The sequence below is a fragment of the Paraburkholderia dipogonis genome, assembly GCF_046027395.1.
In the GTDB taxonomy this organism is placed as follows: domain Bacteria; phylum Pseudomonadota; class Gammaproteobacteria; order Burkholderiales; family Burkholderiaceae; genus Paraburkholderia; species Paraburkholderia dipogonis_A.
Window position 1 is genome coordinate 333,851 of sequence record NZ_JAQQEG010000002.1, and the last position, 25,340, is coordinate 359,190.

17 protein-coding genes and 1 pseudogene are annotated in these 25,340 nt (G+C 63.3%); 11 read left to right on the forward strand and 7 right to left on the reverse strand.

Features of this window, described 5'->3' with window-relative positions:
* Window positions 1-124: 124 nt before the first annotated feature.
* A complete protein-coding gene (locus PQR32_RS03845) occupies window positions 125-1,780 on the forward strand; it encodes a GMC family oxidoreductase (RefSeq protein WP_408222410.1) in 1,656 nt (551 codons plus the stop codon).
* A gap of 190 nt (window positions 1,781-1,970) precedes the next feature.
* Entirely contained in the window at window positions 1,971-3,281 is a 1,311-nt protein-coding gene (locus PQR32_RS03850; protein WP_408222412.1) for an MFS transporter, read from the forward strand.
* A 108-nt stretch (window positions 3,282-3,389) separates the two neighbouring features.
* On the opposite strand, the gene PQR32_RS03855 is transcribed toward PQR32_RS03850, so the two are convergent.
* Window positions 3,390-4,154 (reverse strand): IclR family transcriptional regulator, encoded by a 765-nt coding sequence (locus PQR32_RS03855; RefSeq protein ID WP_408222415.1) that lies wholly within the window; start codon window positions 4,152-4,154, stop codon window positions 3,390-3,392.
* A gap of 204 nt (window positions 4,155-4,358) precedes the next feature.
* On the opposite strand from PQR32_RS03855, the gene sauS reads away from it, so the two are divergent.
* From sauS to PQR32_RS03870, 3 genes are all read left to right on the forward strand, one after another.
* Window positions 4,359-5,804 (forward strand): acylating sulfoacetaldehyde dehydrogenase, encoded by a 1,446-nt coding sequence (sauS, locus tag PQR32_RS03860; protein WP_408222417.1) that lies wholly within the window; start codon window positions 4,359-4,361, stop codon window positions 5,802-5,804.
* The gene (locus tag PQR32_RS03865; RefSeq protein ID WP_408222419.1) at window positions 5,801-7,441 is read left to right on the forward strand and encodes an AMP-binding protein; all 1,641 of its coding nucleotides are present in this window, start codon (window positions 5,801-5,803) and stop codon (window positions 7,439-7,441) included. Before sauS ends, PQR32_RS03865 begins: the two co-directional genes overlap by 4 nt.
* A gap of 117 nt (window positions 7,442-7,558) precedes the next feature.
* Window positions 7,559-8,941, forward strand: coding sequence for an MFS transporter (locus PQR32_RS03870; RefSeq protein WP_408222421.1), 1,383 nt, complete (start codon window positions 7,559-7,561; stop codon window positions 8,939-8,941).
* Window positions 8,942-9,020: 79 nt separating this feature from the next.
* Here PQR32_RS03870 and PQR32_RS03875 read toward each other — a convergent pair whose 3' ends face one another.
* On the reverse strand, window positions 9,021-9,938 hold the full coding sequence (locus tag PQR32_RS03875; protein ID WP_408222423.1) for an NAD(P)-dependent oxidoreductase: 918 nt from the start codon (window positions 9,936-9,938) through the stop codon (window positions 9,021-9,023).
* A 132-nt stretch (window positions 9,939-10,070) separates the two neighbouring features.
* On the opposite strand from PQR32_RS03875, the pseudogene PQR32_RS03880 reads away from it, so the two are divergent.
* The 5 genes and pseudogenes from PQR32_RS03880 (at window position 10,071) to PQR32_RS03900 (ending at window position 18,374) form a co-directional block, all read left to right on the forward strand.
* Window positions 10,071-11,450, forward strand: a pseudogene (locus PQR32_RS03880) (TolC family protein).
* A 10-nt stretch (window positions 11,451-11,460) separates the two neighbouring features.
* Complete coding sequence (locus PQR32_RS03885) at window positions 11,461-12,936, forward strand: efflux RND transporter periplasmic adaptor subunit (protein ID WP_408222425.1); 1,476 nt, start codon at window positions 11,461-11,463, stop codon at window positions 12,934-12,936.
* Window positions 12,937-13,024: 88 nt separating this feature from the next.
* Window positions 13,025-16,246, forward strand: a complete 3,222-nt coding sequence (locus PQR32_RS03890) for an efflux RND transporter permease subunit (RefSeq protein ID WP_408222427.1) — start codon at window positions 13,025-13,027, stop codon at window positions 16,244-16,246.
* Window positions 16,247-16,251: 5 nt separating this feature from the next.
* Window positions 16,252-16,932: a heavy metal response regulator transcription factor IrlR gene (irlR, locus tag PQR32_RS03895; protein WP_408222429.1), complete on the forward strand. Its 681-nt coding sequence runs from the start codon at window positions 16,252-16,254 to the stop codon at window positions 16,930-16,932.
* A complete protein-coding gene (locus PQR32_RS03900; protein WP_408222431.1) occupies window positions 16,929-18,374 on the forward strand; it encodes a heavy metal sensor histidine kinase in 1,446 nt (481 codons plus the stop codon). The genes irlR and PQR32_RS03900 overlap by 4 nt, the downstream gene beginning before the upstream one ends.
* A gap of 69 nt (window positions 18,375-18,443) precedes the next feature.
* On the opposite strand, the gene PQR32_RS03905 is transcribed toward PQR32_RS03900, so the two are convergent.
* Window positions 18,444-18,716, reverse strand: coding sequence for a DUF4148 domain-containing protein (locus PQR32_RS03905; protein WP_408222433.1), 273 nt, complete (start codon window positions 18,714-18,716; stop codon window positions 18,444-18,446).
* A gap of 513 nt (window positions 18,717-19,229) precedes the next feature.
* Complete coding sequence (locus PQR32_RS03910) at window positions 19,230-21,392, reverse strand: hypothetical protein (protein ID WP_408222435.1); 2,163 nt, start codon at window positions 21,390-21,392, stop codon at window positions 19,230-19,232.
* An 855-nt stretch (window positions 21,393-22,247) separates the two neighbouring features.
* On the opposite strand from PQR32_RS03910, the gene PQR32_RS03915 reads away from it, so the two are divergent.
* The gene (locus PQR32_RS03915; RefSeq protein ID WP_408222437.1) at window positions 22,248-22,556 is read left to right on the forward strand and encodes a DUF4148 domain-containing protein; all 309 of its coding nucleotides are present in this window, start codon (window positions 22,248-22,250) and stop codon (window positions 22,554-22,556) included.
* Window positions 22,557-22,784: 228 nt separating this feature from the next.
* On the opposite strand, the gene PQR32_RS03920 is transcribed toward PQR32_RS03915, so the two are convergent.
* The 3 genes from PQR32_RS03920 to PQR32_RS03930 form a co-directional block, all read right to left on the reverse strand.
* The gene (locus PQR32_RS03920) at window positions 22,785-23,372 is read right to left on the reverse strand and encodes a hypothetical protein (protein ID WP_408222439.1); all 588 of its coding nucleotides are present in this window, start codon (window positions 23,370-23,372) and stop codon (window positions 22,785-22,787) included.
* 34 nt (window positions 23,373-23,406) lie between these two features.
* On the reverse strand, window positions 23,407-24,144 hold the full coding sequence (locus PQR32_RS03925) for a hypothetical protein (RefSeq protein WP_408222441.1): 738 nt from the start codon (window positions 24,142-24,144) through the stop codon (window positions 23,407-23,409).
* Window positions 24,145-24,302: 158 nt separating this feature from the next.
* On the reverse strand, window positions 24,303-25,340 hold a 1,038-nt coding region (locus PQR32_RS03930; RefSeq protein ID WP_408222443.1), incomplete at its 5' end, for a sigma-54 interaction domain-containing protein.

Below are 25,340 nucleotides of genomic sequence, written 5' to 3' on the forward strand. Positions count from 1 at the left end.
AAAAAACGCTGTTTCTGTTTCAGATGAGCCGATAGTAGCGGGAATTTCTTGAACAGGAAACGGGCTGAACATAAATTTCAACGAAACATACCGTTTTTTATAAAACATGCAGGAGACAGGTCACATGGCAGACCGATTCGACTTTGTCGTCGTCGGCGCGGGATCCGCGGGTTGCGTGCTGGCGAACCGGCTTTCCGAAGGCGGCCGCTACTCGGTATGCCTACTCGAAGCCGGTCCCGCCGATCGCTTCATGTGGATTCATATCCCCATCGGCTATGGCAAGACGATGTTTCACCCGGTCTACAACTGGGGCTTCTATACCGATCCCGATCCGAACATGCACAATCGCCGGCTCTATTGGCCGCGCGGCCGCACGCTGGGTGGCAGCAGTTCGATCAACGGTCTGATCTATGTGCGCGGACAGAAGGACGATTACGACCACTGGGCGCGGCTCGGCAATCGCGGCTGGAGCTGGAAAGACTGCCTGCCTTACTTCACGCGGCTGGAACACAACGAGCTGGGCGAAGGGCCGACGCGCGGTGTCGACGGACCGCTGTGGGCCTCGACGATCAAGCAGCGGCATGAACTGGTCGACGCGTTTATCGCGGCCTCGAACTCGTTAGGCGTGGCAAGCATCGATGACTTCAACACGGGCGATCAGGAGGGCGTTGGCTACTATCAGTTGACTACCCGCCGTGGCTTCCGCTGCTCGACGGCCGTCGCTTATCTGAAGCCTGCGCGGCAACGCCAGAACCTGCGTGTGGAAACCGACGCGATGGCTTCGAAGATTTTGTTCGAAGGCACGCGCGCCTGCGGCGTGCAGTATCGCCAACACGGTGAACTGCGGGAAGTGCGCGCCGATCGCGAAGTGATCCTGACCGCCGGGGCGCTGCAGTCTCCGCAATTGCTGCAACTGTCGGGCGTGGGACCGGCGGCGCTACTGCGCGAGTTCGGCATTCCCGTGGTGGCCAACCGCGCGGGCGTCGGCGAGAACTTGCAGGACCATCTGCAAATCCGTCTGATCTATGAAGTAACGAAACCGATCACGACCAACGACCAACTGCGCTCGTGGACGGGGCGCGCGAAGATGGGCCTGCAATGGGCGCTGATGCGCAGCGGTCCGCTCGCGGTCGGCATCAACCAGGGCGGCATGTTCTGCCGGGCGTTGCCGGAGGAATCGGCGACACCGGATATCCAGTTCCATTTCTCGACGTTGTCGGCGGACTCCGCAGGCGGCAACGTCCACGACTTTCCCGGCTGCACTTACTCGATCTGCCAACTGCGCCCCGAATCGCGCGGCGTGGTGCGCATTCGCAGCGCCGATCCGCGTGAGGCGCCGTCCATTCAGCCCAACTATCTGGACACGGATCTGGACCGGCGCACGACCATCGCCGGGGTGCGTTTCGCGCGCCGCGTCGCGGCGGCCGAGCCGATGGCCGGGCTAATGAAACGCGAAGTGCGGCCGGGCGCGGACGCGCAGACCGACGACGAACTGCTCGATTTCTGCCGGGAGTACGGACAGACAATTTTCCATCCCTCTGGTACAGCGAAGATGGGAACGGCGGGCGATCCGCTCGCGGTGGTCGATGAACGTTTGCGCGTGTACGGCACGCAGGGGCTGCGCGTGGTCGATTGCTCGATCATGCCAACGCTCGTGTCGGGTAATACGAATGTGCCGATCGTGATGGTGGCTGAAAAAGCGTCGGACATGATTCTGCACGACGCAAGCGGCGTCGATCGAGGTGTGGCGACGACGCCCGCGGCGAAAGTGGCCGCTTGATCCAGCAAATGAAGTAGCAGGTGCAAAACGACGGCGGGCACTATCCGCCGCAATACGCAGTCGCGGGACGGCCAGCGAATGGACGCCTCGGAGACTGCACATAAACTGCCCCGGAGGAGACAACTGGGGTTACCGGCCAGCCGTGCGTGTCGATATGCATGGCATGGCCGTCCATTGAGGAGCTGCTGCTATGGCAATCGATCCCCGCGCTATCCGTCGCGTTGCGTTCGCCAGTGTGATCGGCGCAACCGTCGAATGGTATGACTTTTTTCTCTACGGCGTGGTCGCCGGTATCGTCTTCAACAAGCTCTATTTTCCCGCCAGCGATCCGCTCGTGTCGACGCTGCTCGCTTATTCGACCTTTGCAGTGGGCTTCGTGACGCGGCCTCTGGGCGGCGTGATATTCGGCCATTTCGGCGATCGGATCGGCCGCAAGTCCGCGCTGATTCTGACGCTGATCATCATGGGGATTTCGACGGCAGGCGTCGCGTTCGTTCCGACCTATGCGCAGATCGGCATCTGGGCGCCGATCCTGTTGTTGTCGCTGCGCGTGTTGCAGGGCATCGGGCTCGGCGGCGAATGGGGCGGCGCGGTGTTGATGGCGTATGAGTACGCGCCACCCGAAAAGCGAGGCCTGTACGCGAGCCTCCCGCAGATTGGTCTTTCCATTGGCCTATGCCTCGCATCCGGGATGGTTGCGAGCCTGTCACGCTTATTGCCCGAAACGGCCTTCCTGTCGTGGGGCTGGCGGATCGCATTCGGCGCCTCGCTCGGTCTCGTTCTGATCGGCCTGTATATTCGCGCCAAGGTGATGGAGACGCCGGAATTCCTCGCGCTCAAACGCAACCGGCGCGAGGCCAGGATTCCGTTCGTCGACATGATCACGCGCTATCGCGGCGCCGTAGTGCTCGGCATGGGCGCGCGTTATATCGATGGTGTGTTCTTCAATATCTTCGCGGTGTTTTCGATCGGCTACCTCACGCAGCATGTCTCGATGAGCCGCACCGACGCCTTGCTCGGCGTGATGATCGCGGCCGGCGTGATGTGCTTCTTCATCCCGCTGTTCGGCAGCCTGTCCGACAAGCTCGGCCGCGCGCGCGTTTATTTCTGGGGCTCGCTGATTTGCGGCGTGTCGGTGTTTCCGGCTTTCTGGCTCATCGAAATGCAGCCGGCCAACACGCTCTTGATCTGGGCGGCCATCGTGGTGCCGTTCGGCATTTTCTACGCGATGGTGTACGGCCCGGAGGCGGCATTGTTTGCCGAACTGTTCGACGCCGAAGTGCGCTATACGGGCATCTCGTTCGTGTATCAGTTCTCGGGTATTTTCGCGAGCGGTCTCACGCCGATCATCGCGACGATCCTGATGCGGTTGAATGGCGGTAAGCCATGGACTGTGTGCGCGTATGTGCTGTTCTCGGCTTTGATATCGGCGCTGTCGGTGCGCGCGATAGAGAGGAAGCGGGTGGGTGCGTTCGATGCGGTGGTGCATGCGCGATCGTGATTCTGTACCCGCTTTGAATCGCAGAAGCGCGGCGCGTGACGCACAGCGCGCCGCGGCGAAGACCGCACTGCCGCGCACGCTGCTAAACCACCGTGGCTTCAGGCAGCGTCATTCCCGAAACGTCTTCGCCGTCTCTTCCGCCGCGTGGCGCAGATCAGGCACAAACGCGAGTAGATCGTCGAGCGTGACTCTGCCCACTGGCGCCTGCACGGCAATCGCCGCGCAGGCGCGATTGCGATCCAGCATGACAGGCACCGCAATCGCGATCAGCCCTTGCAGATGTTCCTGGTTGTTGATCGCGAGAAGCCGCCGCCGCGTGGTGCTCAGTTCCTTGCGCAACGCGTCGCGATCGGTGATCGTGCGTTCCGAATAGCCGCGCAGCGGCAGCGTCTCGATCACGCGTTCGCGTCTGTCCTTCGGCAGAAAACTCAGTAGCAGCTTGCCGCTCGCCGAGCAGTGCAGCGGCACATGCGAACCCGGCTGCAAATGCATGCGCAGCGGCCACTCGGTTTCGACACGATCCACGTAGACGATATCGTTGCCTGACAGCATGGTCAGATTGCAGGTCTCGCCGATTTTCGCCACCAGTTGTTCGAGCAGCACGTGGCGCGCGGCGGCCGGTCCCGCGTGCATCAACACGTTGACCGCGAGCATGCGCACACGTGGCGAACATTCGTAAAGACGATCGCCCGCACCGCGCGTGACGAGCCACGCGTCCATCAATTGCACGAGGATCCGGTGGACGGTCTGCTTGGGCAGGCCGAGCGCATTGACGAGTTCCGTCATCGAAAGCGGGCCGCCCGCTTCGGCAAGCGTTTCGAGAACGCGAAACGCGCGCACTGCCGCTGCATTCGACTGGTTTGACGTCGACATCCCACTCCCTCGCCAGCGTATTCACAGCGTTGATTTTGCATCGACTTCATTGCTTTTCGGGACTATGGAAAGTACCGAATTTTGCGCTTTCCGATGCTGGCGAGCGCACTGCAATGGATAGCTCGAAAAACGGGACTTCGCGTCAGGCGAGGCTGGCTAGATTGATAGCACTGCAATCGATCTATTCACACGGAGCGAATCCCTATGAACGTCAGGGCCACAGGAGCCGCAATCGCGGGCCATCATGCGGACGGCGAAGCCGAGCGCATCGTCGCCACGCTCGTTGCGAAAGCGCGCGTGGCGCAGCGCGCTTTCGAGAATGCAGGACAACAGGCGCTCGATGCTGCCGCCGACGCCGCCGCGTGGGCCATCATGGAGCCGGAGCGCAACCGGCAACTGGCGGAACGCGCCGTGGACGATACGGGTCTCGGCAACGCCGACGACAAGTTCCGCAAGAACTATCGCAAAACGCTCGGCCTGCTGCGCGACCTGCACGGACAGAAGACCACCGGCGTCATCGCGGAAGACAGGGCAAGCGGTATCGTCGAGATCGCGCGCGCGGTAGGCGTGGTGGCGGCGATCACACCGTCGACCAATCCGGCGGCGACGCCGGCCAACAAGATCATCAACGCGCTCAAATGCGGCAATGCAGTAATCGTCGCGCCGTCCCCCAAAGGTTACTCGTCTTGCGCGTTGTTGATCGAGTTCATTCACGCGCAATTCGCCAAGGCCGGTATCGATCCGGACCTCGTGCAGATGCTGCCCGCGCCGATCAGCAAGGCGGCGACTGCCGCGCTGATGCGGCAGTGCGATCTGGTCGTGGCCACCGGCTCGCAGGCGAACGTGCGCATGGCGTATGCGAGCGGAACGCCCGCGTTCGGCGTGGGCGCGGGTAATGTCGCTTCGATCGTCACTGCATCCGCCGATCTGCATGATGCGGCGCGCAAGATTCTGCGCTCGAAAACCTTCGACAACGCGACGAGCTGCTCGTCCGAAAACAGCGTCGTGATCGAAGACGCCGTCTATCAGCCGATGCTGACCGAACTGGCCGCGTGCGGCGGAGTACTCCTCGACGCCGGGCAGAAGGCCCGCTTGCAAGCGGTGATGTGGGTCAACGGCAAGCTCTCCGAACAATGCACGGCGAAATCCGCCGAGGTGATCGCCCGCGTTGCGGGTCTGGATGAAGTGGCCGCGCGTCACCCCGCTTTCCTGATGGTGGAAGAGAGCGGCGCGGGCAGCGACTATCCGTTTTCCGGCGAGAAACTCGCGCCAGTCCTCGCCGTGTATCGCGGCGCCGATTTCGATGCCGCAGCCGAAGTAGTGCGCGACATCTACGCATATATGGGTGCGGGCCATTCGGTCGGACTGCATTCGACGGATGCCGCGCAAGCGATTCAGCTTGGCGTCACGTTGCCCGTTGCGCGCGTGATCGTGAATCAGGCGCATTGCCTCGCCACCGGCGGCAACTTCGATAACGGCTTGCCGTTTTCGCTGTCGATGGGCTGTGGCACGTGGGGCCGCAACAACTTTTCGGGCAATCTGGGCTTCCGCCACTATCTGAACACCACGCGGGTTGCCTATCCGATCGAAGAGCGCGTGCCGGAAACGGACGAATTACTCGGCGATTTCTTCGCGAGGTACGGCCGATGAACACGCCCGCCACCCTTCGCGCGCTGATCGACGAGCGCGCCGCGCTGCATCCTGACAAGCCTTTCCTGCTGGCCGCGCTCGACGACGACGAGACGCCCGTCCTTGATCGGCGCGCTACGGTGTTGACGTTTCGCGAGCTGCGCGACGACTGCCGCGTGCTTGAGACAGGCTTCAGAGATGCCGGCCTGCGGCCGGGCGATGTCATTTCCGTGTTCATGGGCAACGGAATTCAGACGGCCCGTCTGTTGCTCGCGGCCATGTACAGCGGGCTGGTCGCCAATCCGCTCAATCTCTTGTGCCAGCCCTCACAGGTGCGCTATATCGTCGACCATTCCGATACGCGGATGATCTTCGCCGCGCATGACACGCAGGCTGTGATCGGCACGGCCGTTGCCGAATTGCGCGCCGCCGGCTTGACGCGCGAGATCGCGTTGATCCAGACCGAACCGGCCGATGCCGAACCGCCTTCGCTGGCGAAGCGTGAACCTGCTTTAGCCGAAGCCGCGGCACATGGCGCTGCGCCCGCGTCCACTGCACGCAGCGTACCGCGGCACACGGCGGATGCCGCAACGGCGCATGAACCTACGGCAAACGACGTCGCATTGCTGATGTACACCTCGGGCACGACAGGCACGCCGAAAGGCGTCCTGCTGACGCATCGCAATCTAATGGCGAACGCGCGCAACGTCAGCGCTGAACACCGGCTGACGTCGGACGATCGCGTGCTCGCGTCGCTGCCGCTCTATCACATCAACGGCCTGGTCGTGACGCTGCTCGCGCCGCTGTTTCACGGCGGCTCCGCGGTCATGACATCGCGCTTCTCCGCCCGCACGTTCTGGCGCGACGTCGCGCTTCATGCCTGCACATGGATCAACGTGGTGCCGACGATCGTCGCCTATCTGCTCAATGCCGACGAAGCGTGCACCTACGATCTGTCGGCGCTGAAGTTTTGCCGCAGCGCGTCGGCGGCATTGCCCGCCGATCATCATCGCGCGTTCGAGGCGCGTTTCGGGATCGGCGTGATCGAAACCATGGGCATGACGGAAACCGCCGCACCGGTTTTTAGCAATCCGTACGAAATGGACCGGCGGCGCGTCGGCAGCATCGGTCTGCCTTCGGGCGGCGAGGCCCGCGTGATCGACCGCGAAGGGCGCGAATGCGCCGCCAACGAATGCGGCGAGCTGGTGTTGCGCGGCGAGCAGGTGATGGGCGGCTATTACAAGCGGCCCGAGGAGACAGCCGCCGCCTTTACGCCGGACGGCTGGTTGCGCACCGGCGACCTTGGTTATCGCGACGAGGACGGCTACTTCTATATCAACGGCCGCGCCAAGGAATTGATCATCAAGGGTGGCGAGAACATTGCGCCGCGCGAAATCGACGAAGCCTTGTTGCGCCATCCCGGTGTGCTGGATGCTGCGGCGGTTGGTGTGCCCGATCCGGCATACGGCCAGGAGATCGTCGCTTTCGTGGTGCCGCGCACGAGCGAGGGACGCAGCGCACCCGACCCGGCCGATCTGCGCGAGCACTGCGTGCGCGAACTCGGGCGCTACAAGACGCCGAAAGAATTCCGTTTCGTCGACGAACTGCCGCGCGGACCTTCCGGCAAGGTGCAGCGGCTCAAGCTGGTGTCCACCTGACGCGACGCCGCCCGCGAGCGGGCAGGGCGCGGGCGGAGACAGGCAGGCAGTTGCAGTCCGGTAAATCGGGCGGCCGCTCGCGGCCGTCGTCGATACATAAAATAGACAGGAGACAGCATGGAAACGCGTATCCGGCGTGTCAAGACACGCCATATCATCCTGGCGGTCATGTGCCTGATGTACTTCATTTCGTACATCGATCGCGTGAACATTGCGGTGGCCGGCCCGTTGATTCGTCACGAGATGGGACTCACGACCGTTCAGCTCGGCCTGGTGTTCTCGGCCTTTGCTTATCCGTATGCGGCGATGCAGATCATCGGTGGCTGGCTCGCCGACAAGTACGGACCGAAACTGGTGCTCACCGTGCTGTCGCTGATCTGGGGCGTGGCCACCCTCGCCACCGGTTTCGCGGGCAGCGTCACCATGCTGGTCGTGATGCGCTTCGCGCTCGGCGTCGGCGAAGGCGGCGCGTTTCCTACCGCGACGCGCGCCTTTACCTACTGGATGCCGGTCGCCGAGCGCGGCTTCGCGCAAGGCATCACGCACAGCTTCGCGCGTCTGGGCGGCGCGATCACGCCGCCGCTCGTGCTGGCCGTGGTGGCGACCGGCGGTTGGCGCGACGCGTTCATCCTGCTCGGCATCGCGAGCCTCGCGTGGACCGTGCTCTACCTCTTCGTGTTCACCAATTCGCCGGAACAGAACCGGCGCATCACGGCCGAGGAAACCGCGGAGATCGGCTATCGCGCCGGCGATTGCGACCGCGCCAAACATGCGGCTACGCCGTGGCGCAAACTGGTGCGGCGGATGTGGCTCGTCACGTTCGTCGACTTCTGCTATGGCTGGTTGCTGTGGGTCTATCTGACCTGGTTGCCGTCCTATCTGCGCGAGTCGCGCGGATTCGATCTCAAGCAGCTGGCGCTCTTCACCGCGCTGCCGCTGCTCGCGGGCGTGGTCGGCGACACGCTCGGTGGCGTCGTATCGGACAAGCTCTTCAAGATCACGGGCCGCTTGCGCTTCGCACGCTGCGCGGTGCTGGTGGTGGGCATGGGCGGCTCGCTGGTGTTTCTGCTGCCGATGGTGTCCGCCACCGATCCGCTCACGGCGGTGTGGTTCCTGTCGGCTTCGTTCTTCTTCCTTGAAATCACCAACCCTGTCCTGTGGACGTTGCCGCTCGACATCGCCGGCAAGTATGCGGGCACGGCCGGCGGCATGATGAACACAGGTTTCGGCGTAGCGGGCATGGTATCGCCGGTGGTGTTCGGCTATCTGATCGAGAAGACCGGCAGCTACAACGTGCCGTTCAATATCTCCGCGGGCCTGCTCGCGGTCGGTATGCTGGCGGCGCTCTTCATCGACACCAGCAAGACCGTCGAGGCCGATGAAGAGCGCGAGCGCGCCGCTGGCGTGGAAATGGGCGGCATGCCGTCATTCCTGCACGCGGGGGCCGCAGTGCGGCTGGAGCGCCATCACTTGCGCCGGCCGTTGCGGTGGCGCAAGTGATGCGAGTGACACAAGTGGCGCAAATGACGTAAGTGACGCAAGTCACGCAAGGCGGGCGCGTATGCAGCGCCCGCCGCTGTTATTTCGCCGCCTTGAGCGCCCGCAAACGCCAGATCAGGCTCGATGTGTCGAATCGCTTGCCGCCGAGCGCCTGCACGTCGGCATAGAACTGATCGACCAGCGCCGTCACCGGCAACGACGCGCCATTGCGCTTCGCTTCGTCGAGACAGAATCCGAGGTCCTTGCGCATCCAGTCGACGGCAAAGCCGTAGTCGAACTTGCCGTCGATCATGGTCTTGCCGCGATTGTCCATCTGCCAGCTGGCCGCCGCACCCTTGCCGATCACTTGCAGCACCAGCGGCATGTCGAGGCCCGCGAGCTGGCCGAAGTTGATCGCCTCGGACAATCCCTGCACCATGCCGGCGATGCAGATCTGGTTGACCATCTTCGCCAGTTGCCCGGCGCCAACGGCACCGATCAGCGTGACGGCCGCGGCGTAGTGCGCAAGGACCGGTGATGCCTGCTCGAAGACGCCGGCCTCGCCGCCGCACATGATCGTCAGCTTGCCGTTCTGCGCGCCGGACTCGCCGCCCGACACGGGCGCGTCGATGAAGTGCAGACCCTTCTGGCTCGCGACTTCCGCTAGTTCGCGCGCGACGTTCGCCGACGCCGTCGTGTGATCGACGAACGCGGTGTTGGGCGCCATGCCCGCGAACGCACCGTCATCGCCGAGCGTGATGCTGCGCAGGTCGTCGTCGTTGCCGACGCACGCGAGAATCAGGTCGGCGCCGTTTGCCGCTTCACGCGGCGTGTTCGCGGCGCGGCCGCCGTACTCGGATACCCATTGCTGCGCCTTCGACGCCGTGCGGTTGTACACGGTCACGTCGAGGCCCGCTTTCGCGAGATGGCCGGCCATGGGATAGCCCATCACGCCGAGGCCGAGAAAGGCGACGCGGCGAACAGTGGTGGCAGAGGGCTGCGCGGTTGGATGATTCATTGTGGGGCTCCGTGGAGTGGGCTGGGTTGGGGGTGGGGCGATCATTATGACAAGGCTGGCGTTTTTTAGCCGTGACGCTCCGTTGTACCGCTGCTACTGCCCGCGCCGGCCGCCGAAGATGACAGAAATCTCATTCTTCTGCCATGTTGGCACTGCGGCAGCGCCGTAGCATCGGTCGCACCTTGTCAACACATCACGCCTCCATGCTCACCCGCAACCTTGCTGCCGTACTTGCGATCGCTGCGGTGAATCCAGCCTTTGCGCAAGCCGATGCGCCTCTCGTGGAAGGCAATCGGTCTTCGCCATCGACTGCACAACAGGCCGCGCCGTTCGACGGCGCCGCCTTGCCGCTCGATGAGGCGCTCGGCATCGCCGCCGAGAACAACCCGCTGCTGCGCGGCGCCCGCGCCGACGCCGATGCATCGCGCGGCGCGTTCATGCAGGCGGGCGCCCGGCCCAATCCGCAGATCTCGCTGCTGCAGGAGGGGTTCGGCCGCACGGAGCGCACATCGACGGCGCTCGTCAATCAGACCGTCGAACTCGGCGGCAAGCGCCAGGCGCGGCTCGACGTCGCCTCCTATGGACGCGAAGTGGCGCTCGCGTCGCTCGATGCGCGCGGCGCGGCCCTGCGCTCAGACGTCATTGCCGCGTTTTACGCAATGCTCGCGGCTCAGCGCCAGTTGCAGGTCGCGCGTGAATCGGCCGACATCGCGACGAGATCCGCGGAGCTGGCGGAGAAACGCGCGCGCGGGCAAGGTGTCGCCGGTGGAGGCGACCAAAGCGCGGGTCGCCGCCACCAGCGTTCAGATCGAGCAGGGCAATGCGGCCTCGCGGTTGACCATTGCCGCGGAAAAGCTTGCCAACGTGACAGGCAGTCCGCTCGTGCGAGGACGCCCCGTGGCGGGCGATATCGAAAGCGTGCCGGCGATCGAGCCGCTTGCCGAACTGTTGCCTCAGTTGTCCGACGCACCGCTCGCGCGCGCCGCGAAGGCCGAGACGCTGCGGAGCAATGCCGCCATTGCCGTCGAGCGCGCGAAGCGCATTCCGGATATCACGTTCAGCGCGGGCATGAAGCGGGTCGTGACCGGCGGGGTGCCCGACAACCAGGCCGTGGTCGGCATCTCCATTCCGCTTCCGCTTTTCGACACCAACAAGGGCGCGCTGCTCGAATCCGTCCACAAAGCCGAGAAGGCAAGCGCCGACTTCGACAGTGAAAAGGCGCGCCTGCAACTGGAGTTGACTCAGGCGTACGCCAATTACGAGCGATCGAGCCTGGAGGCGCGGCGCCTGAAAACCGATGTCCTGCCGGCCGCGCGCGAGGCGCTCGACGCAATGTCGCGCGGTTATGAGCTCGGCAAGTTTGGCTTTCTCGATGTCCTGGATGCGCAGCGCACGCTGTTTCAGGGCCAGTCGCAATACGTCCAGGCATTGACCGATGCGCACCTGGCCTACGCCGAAATCGGCCGGCTTGTCGGCGTCCCGCTTCGCAACAGCACGCCCCGTCTACCTTGAAGGAATTTTCATGCTGCGCAGAAAACTCATCGTCGCCACTGTGTTGGCCCTCAGCGGCGTGAGCGCCGCGCTCGCCGTGTTCGCGTTGACGCGAGTGTCGTCGAATGCCGGAGGTGGTTCGGGCGCCGTCGAAGCATCGGCAACCGCGCCAGGTTCGCCCGGCCAGCATGGCGGCACCGTGTTCAGAGACGGTGCGCTGGCCGTCGAAGTCGTGCTGTCCGAGAAGCCGGGGGACGCGCGGCTCGTCGTCTATCCTTTCGTCGACGGCAAGCCCGCTGACAAGGACATGACCGTGTCGGCTTCCATTACGCGTTACGACGGTTCGATGCAGCCATTGCGATTCGCGTCGGCGGGTCAGAAGCTGACGTCCGCCGAACCGATCGCGAAGCCCCACGTCTTCGACGCATTCATTCATCTCAAGTGGCGCGGACAATCCGCATCGTTCGTGTTTTCGCGGGCCGATGGTGCAATCGCGCTCAGCGCGGCGCAAATCGAGGCGGCTCAGATTCGCCTCGACCGCGTCGGTCCCGCGCGGATTCTCACGACGTTCCAGCTTCCCGGTGAGATCAGATTCAATGAGGATCGCACGGCCCACGTCGTGCCGCGCGTGGCGGGCATCGTCGAACGAGTCAATGTTTCGATCGGCGAGAAAGTCGCGAAAGGGCAGGTGCTGGCGGTCATCGCCAGCACCGATCTTGCGGATCGACGAAGTGAACTGCTGAGCGCGGAGCGCCGGCTCGCAGCCGCTCGAACGTCGTACGAACGCGAAAAGACGCTCTGGCAGGAGCGCATCTCGGCCGAGCAGGACTATCTCCAGGCGCAGGTGCAGTTGCGCGAAGCCGAGATCGCCACGCAGAACGCCCGCGCGAAGCTTGCCGCGCTGAATGCCCCGCCATCGGCCGGCGCCTTGAACCGTTACGAATTGCGCGCGCCGTTTGCCGGAACACTGGTCGAGAAGCACGCGACGCCCGGTGAGTCGATCGCGGCGGACGCCAAGGTGTTCGTTCTCTCGGACCTCTCGACCGTGTGGGCCGAGATGGCGGTGCCGGCACAGCGTCTGAACGATGTGCGTGTCGGCCGCGAAGCCACGGTCAGCGCCACCGCGTTCGACTCGAAGTCGAGCGGTCCGATTGCCTACGTCGGCGCGCTGCTCGGCGAGCAAACCCGCACCGCGCCGGCGCGCGTGGTGCTACCGAATCCCGACGGCGCGTGGCGGCCGGGCATGTTCGTCAATGTGTCGGTGGACGCCGGCAAACAAAGCGTGCCGCTCGCGGTGGCGAGCGACGCGCTGCAGGAGATCGACGGCGCGCCCGCCGTCTTCGTGCAGTCGCCCAAAGGCTTCGTCGCTCAGGCCGTTGAAACTGGACGCCGTGACGACAAGGTCGTCGAAGTGATGAAAGGACTTCGGCCGGGACAGACGTATGCCGCCGCGAACAGTTTCGTCCTCAAGGCCGAACTCGGGAAAGGCAGTGCCGAGGAACATTGACGCCCCGACGCCATGAACCTGCCATGACCTGCCATGCCTGCCCTAAGCAGACCGCTTTCCCGAGCCTCGGTTTCCAAGGACCCTCCGCATGTTTGAAAGACTGATTCGCTTCGCCATCGCGCACCGCTGGCTGGTCATGCTGGCCATTGCCGCGGTCGCGGGATGGGGCGTGTACAGCTATCAGAAGCTGCCCATCGACGCGGTGCCCGACATCACCAACGTTCAGGTGCAAATCAATACCTCGGCGCCGGGCTATTCACCGCTCGAAGCCGAGCAACGCATCACGTATCCGGTGGAGACCGCGATGGCCGGTCTTCCCAATCTGGCGCAGACGCGTTCCATCTCCCGCTACGGCCTCTCTCAGGTCACGGTGATCTTCAAGGACGGCACCGACATCTATTTCGCGCGTCAACTCGTCAACGAACGGATTCAGGAAGCCAGGGACAAGCTGCCGCCCGGCGCGACGCCGGCGATGGGGCCGACCTCCACGGGCCTCGGCGAGATTTACCTGTGGACGGTGGAAGCCGACGCGTCGGCTGTCAAGCCGGACGGAACCCGCTATACGCCCGTGGATTTGCGCGAGCTTCAGGACTGGGTCGTCAAGCCTCAGCTTCGCAACGTGCCCGGTGTTACCGAGGTGAATTCCATCGGTGGCTTCGTGAAGGAGTTCCGGGTCGCGCCGAATCCCGCCAAGCTCATGTCCTACGGCTTGACGCTCGCGGACGTGGTGCGCGCGATCGACCGTAACAATGCCAATGTCGGCGCGGGCTACATCGAAAAACGCGGCGAGCAATATCTCGTGCGGGTACCCGGCCAGGCCCGCTCGGTCGAAGACATCGCCAATGTCGTGCTGACCAACGTGGGCGGCGTGCCGGTTCGCATCAAGGACGTCGGGCAGGTGGACATCGGCCGTGAATTGCGGACGGGCGCCGCGACGTCGAATGGCGAAGAGGTCGTGCTCGGCACCGTGTTCATGCTGATCGGAGAGAACAGCCGCACCGTTGCCAAGGCGGTCTCCGTCAGGATGGAGGAGGTCAACCGCACATTGCCGCAGGGCGTGCGCGCGATTCCCGTTTACGACCGCACCGTGCTGGTCGAAAAAGCCGTGCAGACGGTGAAGAAGAACCTGCTCGAAGGAGCAGTGCTCGTGATCGTCGTGCTGTTCCTCTTTCTCGGCAACATGCGCGCGGCGCTGATCACGGCGCTCGTCATTCCGCTGTCGATGCTGATGACCTTCACCGGCATGGTCAATGCGAAGGTGAGCGCCAACCTCATGAGTCTGGGCGCGCTCGACTTCGGGATCATCGTCGACGGCGCGGTGGTGATCGTCGAAAACTGCGTGAGGCGTCTTGCTCACGCGCAGACGCTCGCCGGCCGGCCGTTGACCCGCGAGGAGCGTTTCGCCGAAGTCTTCGGCGCGTCGCAGGAAGCGCGGCGCGCGCTGATATTCGGTCAACTGATCATCATGGTGGTCTATCTGCCGATCTTCGCGCTCACCGGCGTCGAGGCGAAAATGTTTCACCCGATGGCGGTCACGGTCGTGATGGCGCTGGCTGCCGCGATGGTGTTGACGGTCACCTTCATCCCCGCCGCGGTGGCGCTGTTTATCGGCAAGCGCGTCGAAGAAAAGGAAAACCGTTTGATGGGCTGGGCGAGGCGAGCCTATGAACCGCTGCTCACCGTTTTCATGACGCGCCCGAAACGCGTGTTCGCCGGCGCGGCCCTGATCGTCACACTGAGTATCGGTCTGGCGGCGCGCCTGGGCAGCGAGTTCGTTCCGAGTCTGAACGAGGGCGACCTGGCCGTCGCCGCCTTGCGCATTCCGGGCACGAGTCTGTCCCAATCGGTCAGCATGCAAAAGTCTATTGAGAAAACGTTGAAGCAACGGTTCCCGGAAATCGAGCGCGTGTTTGCCCGCACGGGGACGGCGGAAATCGCGGCGGATCCGATGCCGCCCAATCTGTCCGATGGCTACATCATGCTCAAGCCGACGGACAAGTGGCCGGACCCGAACAAGTCGCGCGACAAACTCGTCGAGGAAATCGAAGCGGTGCTCGCGGAACTGCCAGGCAATAGCTACGAGTTCTCGCAGCCGATTCAACTGCGCTTCAACGAATTGATTTCCGGTGTACGCAGCGATGTGGCAGTGAAACTCTTCGGCGACGACATGGCGGTGCTCAGCGGCACGGGCGAGAAGATCGCGGCGGCATTGCAGAAAGTGCCGGGCGCTTCGGAGGTGAAGATGGAACAAACCAGCGGTTTGCCGGTTCTCACCATCAACGTGGACCGGGACAAGCTGGCGCGCTACGGCGTCACGATGGGTGACATTCAGGACACGGTCGCGGCCGCCGTCGGCGGCCAGAAAAGCGGCACGCTGTTTCAGGGCGACCGGCGCTTTGATATCGTCGTGCGCTTGCCGGACGAACTTCGCTCGGATATCGAAGCGATCAAGCGCCTGCCGATTGCGCTGCCGTTTCCCGCGCCGGTGAACGGCAGCGTGCCGCTCGCGCAGGCGCCTTATGTGCCGCTCGCCGAGCTGGCCACGGTCGACGTCGCTCCCGGTCCCAACCAGATCAGCCGCGAAGACGGCAAACGGCGCGTCGTGGTGAGCGCGAATGTGCGCGGACGCGATGTCGGCTCTTTCGTGGCGGACGCGCGCGAGCAGATCCGTCAGGACGTTCAGGTGCCCTCGGGTTACTGGTTGTCGTGGGGCGGACAGTTCGAGCAGTTGCAAAGCGCGAGCGAGCGCCTGAAGCTGGTCGTGCCGCTTTCGTTGTTCATGGTGTTTGTCCTGCTGTTCATCATGTTTAATAATGCTAAGGATGGCTTGCTGGTGTTCACGGGCATTCCGTTCGCGTTGAGCGGCGGCGTGCTGTCGCTGTGGTTGAGGGATATTCCGCTTTCCATTACGGCGGCGGTCGGTTTCATCGCGCTGTCGGGTGTCGCGGTGCTGAACGGGCTCGTCATGATTTCCTTCATCAGGAATCTGCGCGAGGAAGGCTCGGAACTGGACGCGGCCGTCCGTGAGGGCGCCCTGACGCGGCTGCGGCCCGTCCTGATGACGGCGCTCGTCGCGTCGCTCGGCTTTCTGCCGATGGCCTTCGCCACCGGCACGGGCTCGGAAGTGCAGCGGCCGCTGGCAACGGTGGTCATTGGGGGCATCCTGTCGTCCACGGCGCTGACGCTGCTGGTATTGCCCGTGCTGTACCGGGCCGCTCATTCGTCGTCATGGCGCGCTGTTGCATTGAGCCGGCTGGCGAAGACTTCGCCCGGCCAGTTACTGCGCCGGTTCGGCATTTTTTCGAGGTAGTGTGAATGCGGATTTTGTTAGTGGAAGACGAGCCGAAGACCGGCGCCTATCTTCGCAAGGGTCTGTCGGAGGCGGGATACGTTGTCGATTGGGCGGAAGACGGGGTCACGGGCCAGCATCAGGCGGAGACGGAAGACTATGACCTGCTGATCCTCGACGTGATGCTGCCGGGACAGGACGGTTGGACGCTGCTGCAAAACCTTCGCCGCACGCGGCCCACGCCCGTGCTGTTTCTCACCGCGCGCGACGATGTGGACGATCGCGTCAAGGGCCTGGAACTCGGCGCCGACGACTATCTCGCGAAACCGTTCGACTTCGTCGAGTTGATCGCTCGCGTGCGGTCGATCCTGCGGCGCGGCAAGCCACGTGAATCCACCTCGCTGAAGGTCGCGGATCTTGAACTGGATCTGACGCGGCGCAAGGCGACCCGTCAGGGCGACGTGATCCTGCTGACAGCCAAGGAGTTCACGTTGCTGTGGCTGCTCATGCGCAAGGAAGGCGAAATCCTGCCCCGTGCGACGATCGCCTCGCAGGTGTGGGACATGAACTTCAATAGCGATACGAACGTCGTGGATTCGGCAATCAGGCGCCTGCGCTCCAAGGTCGACGACGCCTACGATCCCAAGCTCATTCATACCGTGAGAGGCATGGGGTATGTGCTGGAAAACCGCGGCGGCGGCAATTGATCCGGCGCGTGGTGCCGCGAACGCTGCGGGCGAGGCTCACTGCTCTCATCGTCCTGTCGACGTCGGCGATCCTCGCGCTGAGCGGCTTTGCACTGTATGAGGCGCTGCGCAGCCGCCTCGAATCGAGCTCGATCGAGCATATGGCCGGCACGATGGCGACGTTGCGCACGCATCTGGCCGGGATTCCGAACACCGATGGCATTGCCGGCAATGCGGAGACGTGGATCGACCTGTTGCATGGGCACCCGAACCTGGCGCTCGCCATCTACGATACGACGGGGCAGCGCCTGTCGAGCACCTCGGGGTTTCGGCCCTACGCGCCGATTCCCGCAACCGGGGCGAGCGGTGCGGCCGTGGATCTCACGCGCGCCGGTTCGAATCTTCGATACCTGGTGGAAAGCGTGCCGCTCAATGACGGAATCGGGCCGCCGGTGCGCGTCGCCGTTCAGTACGATAGAACCAGTGATCGGGCTTTGTTGCGCGCGTTTGCGTACACCGCGGTGGTCATCGAAGTATTAGGCGTGGTGCTCGCCGCCGCGTTTGCGTACGGCATCGCCATGCTGGGCCTGCTTCCGCTGCGCAGGCTGGTGGCTCGGGCAGAGGAGATGTCGACAAGCCGTCTGGCGCTTCCCTTGCCCGAACTGGAGGCGTCGGGCGAGTTGAAGGAACTGGAGCACGCCTTTAACGGCATGCTGGCGCGGCTCGACGAATCGTTCACCCGGCTGAGCCAATTCTCCTCCAACCTTGCGCACGACATGCGCACGCCGCTCACCAATCTGCTCGCCGCTGCTCAAGTAGCGTTGTCACAACGTCGGAGCGCGGAAGACTACCGGGACGTGATCGAATCGAGCGTGGACGAGTATCAGCGGCTGTCGCGCATGATCGAGGATATGCTTTTCCTCGCGCGCTCCGATCAGCCTGACGCGCCGTTGTCCTTGCGTTCGCTCGACGCGGTCGCGGAGGCCGAACGCGTCGCCGGCTACTACGAGACCGTGGCCGAAGATGCGCAGGTCAGGATCGAAGTGACGGGCGAGGGCACCGTGCAGGCCGATCTGCTGCTCTTTCAACGCGCGCTCAGCAACCTGCTGTCGAACGCGCTGGTGCAGGCGCCGCAAGGCAGCACCATTGCTATCGACTGCAAGCAAGAGCCGGACTCGACCACGCTGAGCGTGTCGGACTCGGGAGCGGGCATCGAAGCCCGCCATCTAGAATGCATATTCGAGCGGTTCTATCGTGTCGATCCTTCGCGGCACGGTTCGGCGTCGGGCACGGGGTTGGGTCTTGCCATCGTGAAGTCGATCATGAACAGCCATGCGGGACAGTGCGGGTGCGAAAGCCGGCCTCGTGTCCGTACCCGATTCTGGTTGCAATTTCCCCGGCGCGAATGTTCGACTAATGGCTTCAAGATGCCCGTGACTAACGGCGCCGTACACAAAGATTGAGGGCGCCGCGTTCACGAGCAACGGGCGCAAGCGTGCCGCCGGAGAGGTCGCTTCCGGCGGCGCGCATCGCTAATTTGCAGCGAGGCTGTCATGACGGTCCATCGAGGGCTTCGTTTCGCCGGCATGCCGCGAAACCGCGTGCAGTTGCTTGTTCCGGGCAATCGTGTTGGCATCCGGCGGGTACTGCGTCTTGCTGGACGGAATCACGCCGTCGTGCTGGGCCTGAACGAGTTCCTGGTTCACCTGCGCGCGAGACTTGCCTTGCGCTTGCGTGGCTTGTGAGATCGCGCCGAGCATCGTCATGGCAGCGACTGAGAGTGCGAAGAGCCTGGCAGCATTCATGTTGAAACCTCCTTTGTGGCGACCGCCGGTTGGCGATTCGTGTGTCCACTATGAGGCGCGAGCGGTGTGCCATCGTGACCGAAACATGAGAAAAATGTCAGAACAGGCGGCATCGACGAAGCGGCAAGGAGGGCCGCTTGCATGAGATTTGTGTCATATTCGCGTGATGCTGGCGGCGACCTTCGTGGAGCAGGATGACTCATCTTCTTCCACGAATGACGAGGCGGCGAACGTGCGAGAGTTACTGCTGAAATCTGCCCTGATGGTGATCCTTGCCGCAGCCCTCGCCGGATGTGCAAGCCGTGGCGGCAGGCCGGCGGCTTCCTCTAATAAGCCGGCTACCACGCAAAAGGTGCCCGTGCCGACTGACCTCGCGCCAGGCGAGCAGATCGACTACGCCGGCCATCGCTGCGGGAATCCAAATCTGTATGTGAAGATGCATCCGTGTGTTTTCCCGCGCCGATAGCGTGCATATTTGCCGGCCCTCGCAGGAAGGCCGGCACGTCCGCGAGATCAGCTCGGATCGGCGTACTTCAGCGTCCAGCCCAACGTGCGTTGACTACCCGCCGTCAGCGCAAAGGGAAGCGTCGTACAAGCGAACTTCGAATGCAACTGCCCAATCGGCGTGGTGGACAACGGATTGGTGACGCCGGCTGCCATCTCGAAGTTGGACAGCGCGCAACTGTCGAAACCCGTGGTCCCATAGCTGGTCGCACTGCTATTCGCGTACTTGACCGAGAACCCATCGCTATTCGCCGTAGTGTTCCCGAAGTCCGCAAACGACGTGAAATCCGTCTCGACCGCCATGTTGCCGGTCAGCGTGGCGGAGCTTAGCGTATCGGTCCGGGTCATCGAGCCATGATCGAACGTCAACACCGTATGCACTTGCAGGTCGATGTCCGTGGCGTACGTTGCGTTCTTGGCGGCTTGCCTGAATTTGGCCGTGTCGAACGACACCACAACCTGGCCGTTGTTTTCCTGGACACTCAGATTTTTGTAGTACGTGACCGGAATGTAGGTCTTCCCGTTATACGTAACCTGCGGAATCAACAACGCGTAGCCCAGATCCGTTGTTCCGTAGATCAGCTTGTCGGAGAACGGTGTCGGGTAATACGGCGTGTACGAGTTGTAATCGGGCGCCTGGCTCAGGTTGAGATTGATGACGCGTTTGCCGTCGCGCACCGTAACGAGCGCCGCGCTGTACGGATGAGCGGTATCGCCCGGCAAGTTGTACCAGGTCAGCGTGTAATGCGGTCTTGCATCCAGCCACGCTTGCAGATCAGTGTCGGACATGGGCGCCTTGCTGCCGAACCCCAGCTTGTCCCACCACGCATTCACGTACATGTACTGGTGCAGCAGGCTGAAATTCTCACCCATGACACGAGGTTTGCCGCGATACGTATCGGTTCCGCGGCCTTTCACCCACATATTCACTGACGGCGTAGGCAGCGTCGGGTCGTACCAGAACGTGTCGAAGCGATACGCCGCCTTGTAGATAAACGAATAGGCGACCTGCATTTCCTGCGCGGTCAGTACACCTGCATTCGCCGCCGCCGTCAGGACTTCCATGAAGGCCGAATCGCCGTATGGCCCGATGGATCGCCCGTAGTTGAAACCCTGGCCATCGGCATTGAGTTGCGGAAGAATCAGATCGACCGATTTGCGCAGATACGATTTCAGCTCCGGCGTCAGATTGGCCTCGTTGCCCATTTCCAGCGTTCGCTCCGTCACTTCGCCGATCAGCAGCGTGCTGTATCGGTCAAAGCGCGCCTGATCGTAGTACGTGGTGTGGGTATTCGAAGCTTCGTCGGAAAAGCCGCCGGAGGAATCGTTTCGAATGTGATTGGTGAGCGTGTACAGAAGCGCATCGCGCGCGCCCATCGATGCCACGGCTGGGTCGGTTTTCGACGAGAAACCCGGATTGCTCCAGCCGAGTTTTTGTCGCAAGCCCGCAATGCCGTAGGAAACCGCGTAGTAGTTTTGAGCCGTATTGAGCGATGCAACGTCGATCGGCACGCCTGCCGCCGGGCACGTATTCGTTTTGCCGCTTGCGTCCGCGCCGAACATGTCGCAGAAGGTCAGGCGATTTTGCAGCGTGGTCAGCATGGCGTCACTGAAGACTTCATTGAGCATGCCGTGCGCTTTGAAATTATTCAGCGCAACGAGATAGTAGTATTCGCCCCAGGAGGTATTCGCATACACGTAATCGGCGCCGTTCATCTGCGTCATCATTGCGGCCGTTATTTTCTGGTACGTCGCAAGATAGTCCGCGTATTTCGGATCGCCCTTCGTTTTCATATCGATCAATATGTACGACAAGCCGAGCGCCAGCTTACCCGGCAGGAATTTATCCCCCGTGTTGGTATCCAGCACATGAACGGGGCTGCCGTCGCCAAGGTCCATCACCACTTGTGTGAAATCAGGCGCTTTCTTGATGAGGTCGAAGAGCGCTCTCATCTGTCCCATCATGGTGATGGGAACGCCGGCACCCGCCGGCACGCTCGTGTCCGACGCGCCGTAGACAATGCCGTGAAGAGAGATGGCCCCGCCTTTCGACGGATCGTTCGTGGCTGGACCGCCGGGGTTGTCGTTGACGCTGCCACCGCAAGCGGTGACGAGCAGAGCGGTGAGCGTACTGAGCGCAAACGCAAACGAAGTTTTTCCTGGTGAAAGCATGTTGTCTCCGGATTTATTTGATTGATGCGTGATTCACATTTTTGGTTACCTATTACTTGTCTTTTCTTCTCCTTTGATAAGTAAAAACAAATGCATTTTTCATAGGCCGGATTCGACGCTATGCAACCGTGGGCAAAGCCACGGTGACTTGTCCTGTCTGCTGAGCGTGACGTCAACCCTCAACAATAGTCATATGTCGTCAGACAACATAAATCGAGCGAACGCCGCCGACCTGACAGCTACGCCACGCGGTCACCGCCGCGCGCCGCTATCGGTCACTCGTACACCTATGCCGATGGCATATCTCCCGAATCGGACAATAATGCAGCGTGCCGCGCAGAGCGTGGCAGCTAACAACTCGACGGTGAAATATTTGGTAAGTGGTAGGAGATCATATCTCTAGCAAGATGGCAAGTGTCACGTAAAGCGGTCGAAGGGCGTGGCGCCGACCTTGCCGCTGAAGGTCATGCTGATAGCCGGCCGCAAAGTGTTCTTTGCCGTCCGTGCGCAATGGCAATAGCAATCGGATTGAAGGCGAGCGCAATAGCGCGGGGAATTGGAATCTGCGTGAATTTGCGGTTTGTTGAACGCCTCGATTCGAGGTAGACGACGCGACTGATCGTGTCTTCACGAGTGCAACGAAATTCGTTCCCGTTGCGTGCGGACGCGTTGCTTCGCCGAACCTGCCGGTCCGCTCGAGGTAGGGCGGGCCTATCCGCGGTCTATCCACATTCGAGAACAATCCTCTCCACGGACGGCTCTTATTCTCAAGCGCCCACCTTTCTAGACTGTCGTCACTGAATTACGAACAGGGCTGTTCGTAGCAGAACAAAGCGAAGTCTGGAGGTCGTCGTCATGAAGTCCCTTATTCAAGCCGTTGTGGTTGCCGCTGCCCTTGCAGCACCGGTTGCCGTGTTCGCTCAATCGAATTCGCCTGTGACCCGTGCGCAAGTGCGTGCGGAGTTGATCGAACTCGAACAGGCCGGCTATAACCCGGCCCGCGGCGAAGATCCGAACTATCCGGCCGATATTCAGGCCGCCGAAGCGCGGGTGGCGTCACGGCACGCGGCGACAGGTTTCGGTGGCACCGCGAGCGGTTCGTCGGACGCGGGACGTGCGCCTGTCCCCGCGGCGGATTGGAATGCGATGTACAACCATCCGTGATGAGCGGTGCGCGAATGCGTGAATCCGCGCTGCTTATGGCCGGATCACCGTCATCCTGAACGGGCCGCCGTTTTCAGCGGTGTGCGTGGCGGCGTCATTGGCGTCATCGAGGGGGCACGTGGTGACGTCGAAGTGATCGAGGTTCAGGAAGCCGCTGTGCGCGTGACCGCTTCCGCCGTCGTTCGACGATAGCGGCGCCCGGCACCGTGAATGCCGGGCGCTACGCGTTCAAGCCTCCGACCCAGCTTCCTCATCGACCAGTTCGGCGATGTCATGTACGTCCACCGTGCAACCTGTCCGGTTTTTCACGCCGCGGCCCCACGCCTGCACATGCACGCCCGGCGTCAGATACGCGACGAGTTCGGCCGCGGCATGCGGCGGCATGCGCAGCGACGTGCCGTCTTCCAGCAACGCGCCGCGCAATTCGCCCTTCGGTCCGTAGAGCGGCATGACGACTTCGCCTTGCACGTCCATCGGTTCGCCGTCGTGCTCACGGCCGTGGCCGTGTTCATGTTTCGGGCCGTGTTCGTGAGGCAACGGGCCTTCGTCGAGGATCTCAATGCCATGGCGGCTCGTCAGCGAGACGGCAGCGATCAGATCGGCGCCGCGCGGTTTGACACCGCGTACGCGTACCGTGTCGCCCGGCGCGATATGACGCACGATCTGTTTGCCCAGATGCGGCGGGACATGCACCTGCCGCTGCGTGCCGTCGGCGTGCTGAAGAATGAAGCCGTCGGCGTCGCCGTGCGGATTGAGCAGGAACAGCACGACTTTGCCGCGCGTTTCCGGCAGGCAGGCAGGGTCGATCCAATGCATGGTGAAACTCCTTTGTTCGAGTGATGAGTCGGGATTACCTGGGCGGGTTGTCGTACAGCACCGTGAGGTTGCCGGGTGTGCCGAAGGCGGTGGCTTGCAGCGATTCGCCATAGCGGTTGCGCGTGCCGTAGCCTTGCGCCGCGATCGTCGCGCCCGGCTGCAACAGGTTCGCGAAGCGCGCGGCCGCGGACGGCGTCAGCTTGATCACGGTGCCGTCGGTGAGGAGCACGCCGTCGGGTTCGCCGCGCGGCGCGCTGGTGACGCGCAGCACGCGACCCGTGGCATCCAGCTTGACGAGCCCGACGCCGGCGAGCGACTTCGGCAGACGCCGGGCATCGGCCGGCGGCGGTCGATCGACGATGCTGCGGCCGTTGTCCGCGTCGGCGATCTGGCTGGCGCGCAGCGTCCCGCCTGGTTGCGCGACGCCGTTCACGTTGACCGTGGCGCCCGGCGCAAAGGTGGCGGCCACCTGAGTGCCGATATGCGGCGGGAACCGGACGAGCGTGTTGTCGGCGAGCAGCATGCCGTCGACATCGCCTTCCGGATTGATCACATAGCGCTGGACCACGCCGCTCGCACTCGTGGGAATGCCATCACGCGAAGCCGCGCCGGAGGGCGGCGGCGGTGGCATCGGTGCGCCGGCGTTCGGCGCAGGCGGCGGCATCGGTGCGCCTTGCTGAGGCGGCGGCGCGGTTTGCGCCGCGCAAGCTGCCGTCGCGGCGATGACGGCGAGCGCGGCCGCCGCGCGTGCGATCGGGTTGAAACGCTTCATTGTCGGACTCCTTCGACTGCAATGTCGTACAGGAGTCTTTGCAACCGCTATGCCATGCCGTTATGCATTGTCGCGTAAGGCTTTCCGCCGTGCCGTCCGGTTGGCACTGTCGCCTGGGTGGACGTCGGGTGTCAGTCAGTTGGACACCGGCAAGCGCGTCAACCGAGCTTGTACGCGGCGATTTTCGTATAGAGCGACTGACGGCTGATGCCGAGGCGGCGCGCCGCTTCCGCGCGATTGCCCGCGCTCTGCTGCAACGCGCGTTCTATCGCGGCGCGTTCCAGCCATTCGATCGATTGCGGCAGCGGCAGATCGAGCAGCGCGGCGGGAATCTCGCTCACGCCGACGCGCGGCGCGGTGAGAAACGCCAGATCGTCGGCGGTCACGAGCGGGCCGCGTGCCAGCGCGGCGACACGCTCCATCGCGTTCTTCAACTCGCGCACGTTGCCGGGCCACGCGTGCGCGAGCAGGCGCCGCTCGGCATCGCCGCTCAAGGTCCGCGCGGGACCGGCCAGGCTGGCGGCGGCGACGAGAAAGTGCGCGGCCAGCGGAAGAATATCGTCGGGACGATCGCGCAACGGCGGCAGATGAATTGGAATCACGTTGAGGCGGTAGAACAGATCCTCGCGGAACGCGCGCGCCGCGACTTCCGCCGCGAGGTCGCGGTGCGTCGCGGCCACGATCCGCACATCGATTGAGACGCTCGTGTTGCTGCCCACCGGCGTTAGCGTGCGCTCCTGAATCACACGCAGCAGCTTGGCTTGCATCGGCAACGGCAGGTCGCCGATTTCATCGAGAAACAGCGTGCCGCCGTTCGCCTCGACGATGCGCCCGGCGCGCTGCGTCACCGCGCCGGTGAAAGCTCCGCGCGTGTGGCCGAATAGTTCGCTCTCCAGAAGTTCGGCGGGAATCGCCGCGCAGTTGATCGCGACGAACGGCGCATGCCGGCGCCGTGATGCGTCGTGCAGGACGCGCGCCGCGACTTCCTTGCCGGTGCCGGTTTCGCCCGTGATCAGCACGGTCGAGTCCGTGGCGGCGGCGCGGCCGATCTGCTTTTGCGCGTCGCGCAGCGCCTCGCTGTTGCCGAGCAGGCGAGGCGTGCCGTCGGTGACGTCTTCGTGCGACGCCGGCAGCGGGGGGCCCGCCGCCCCGCGCAGGGATGCGTGGCTGGTGTGGAGCCGGGCCGCGCGCGCCCG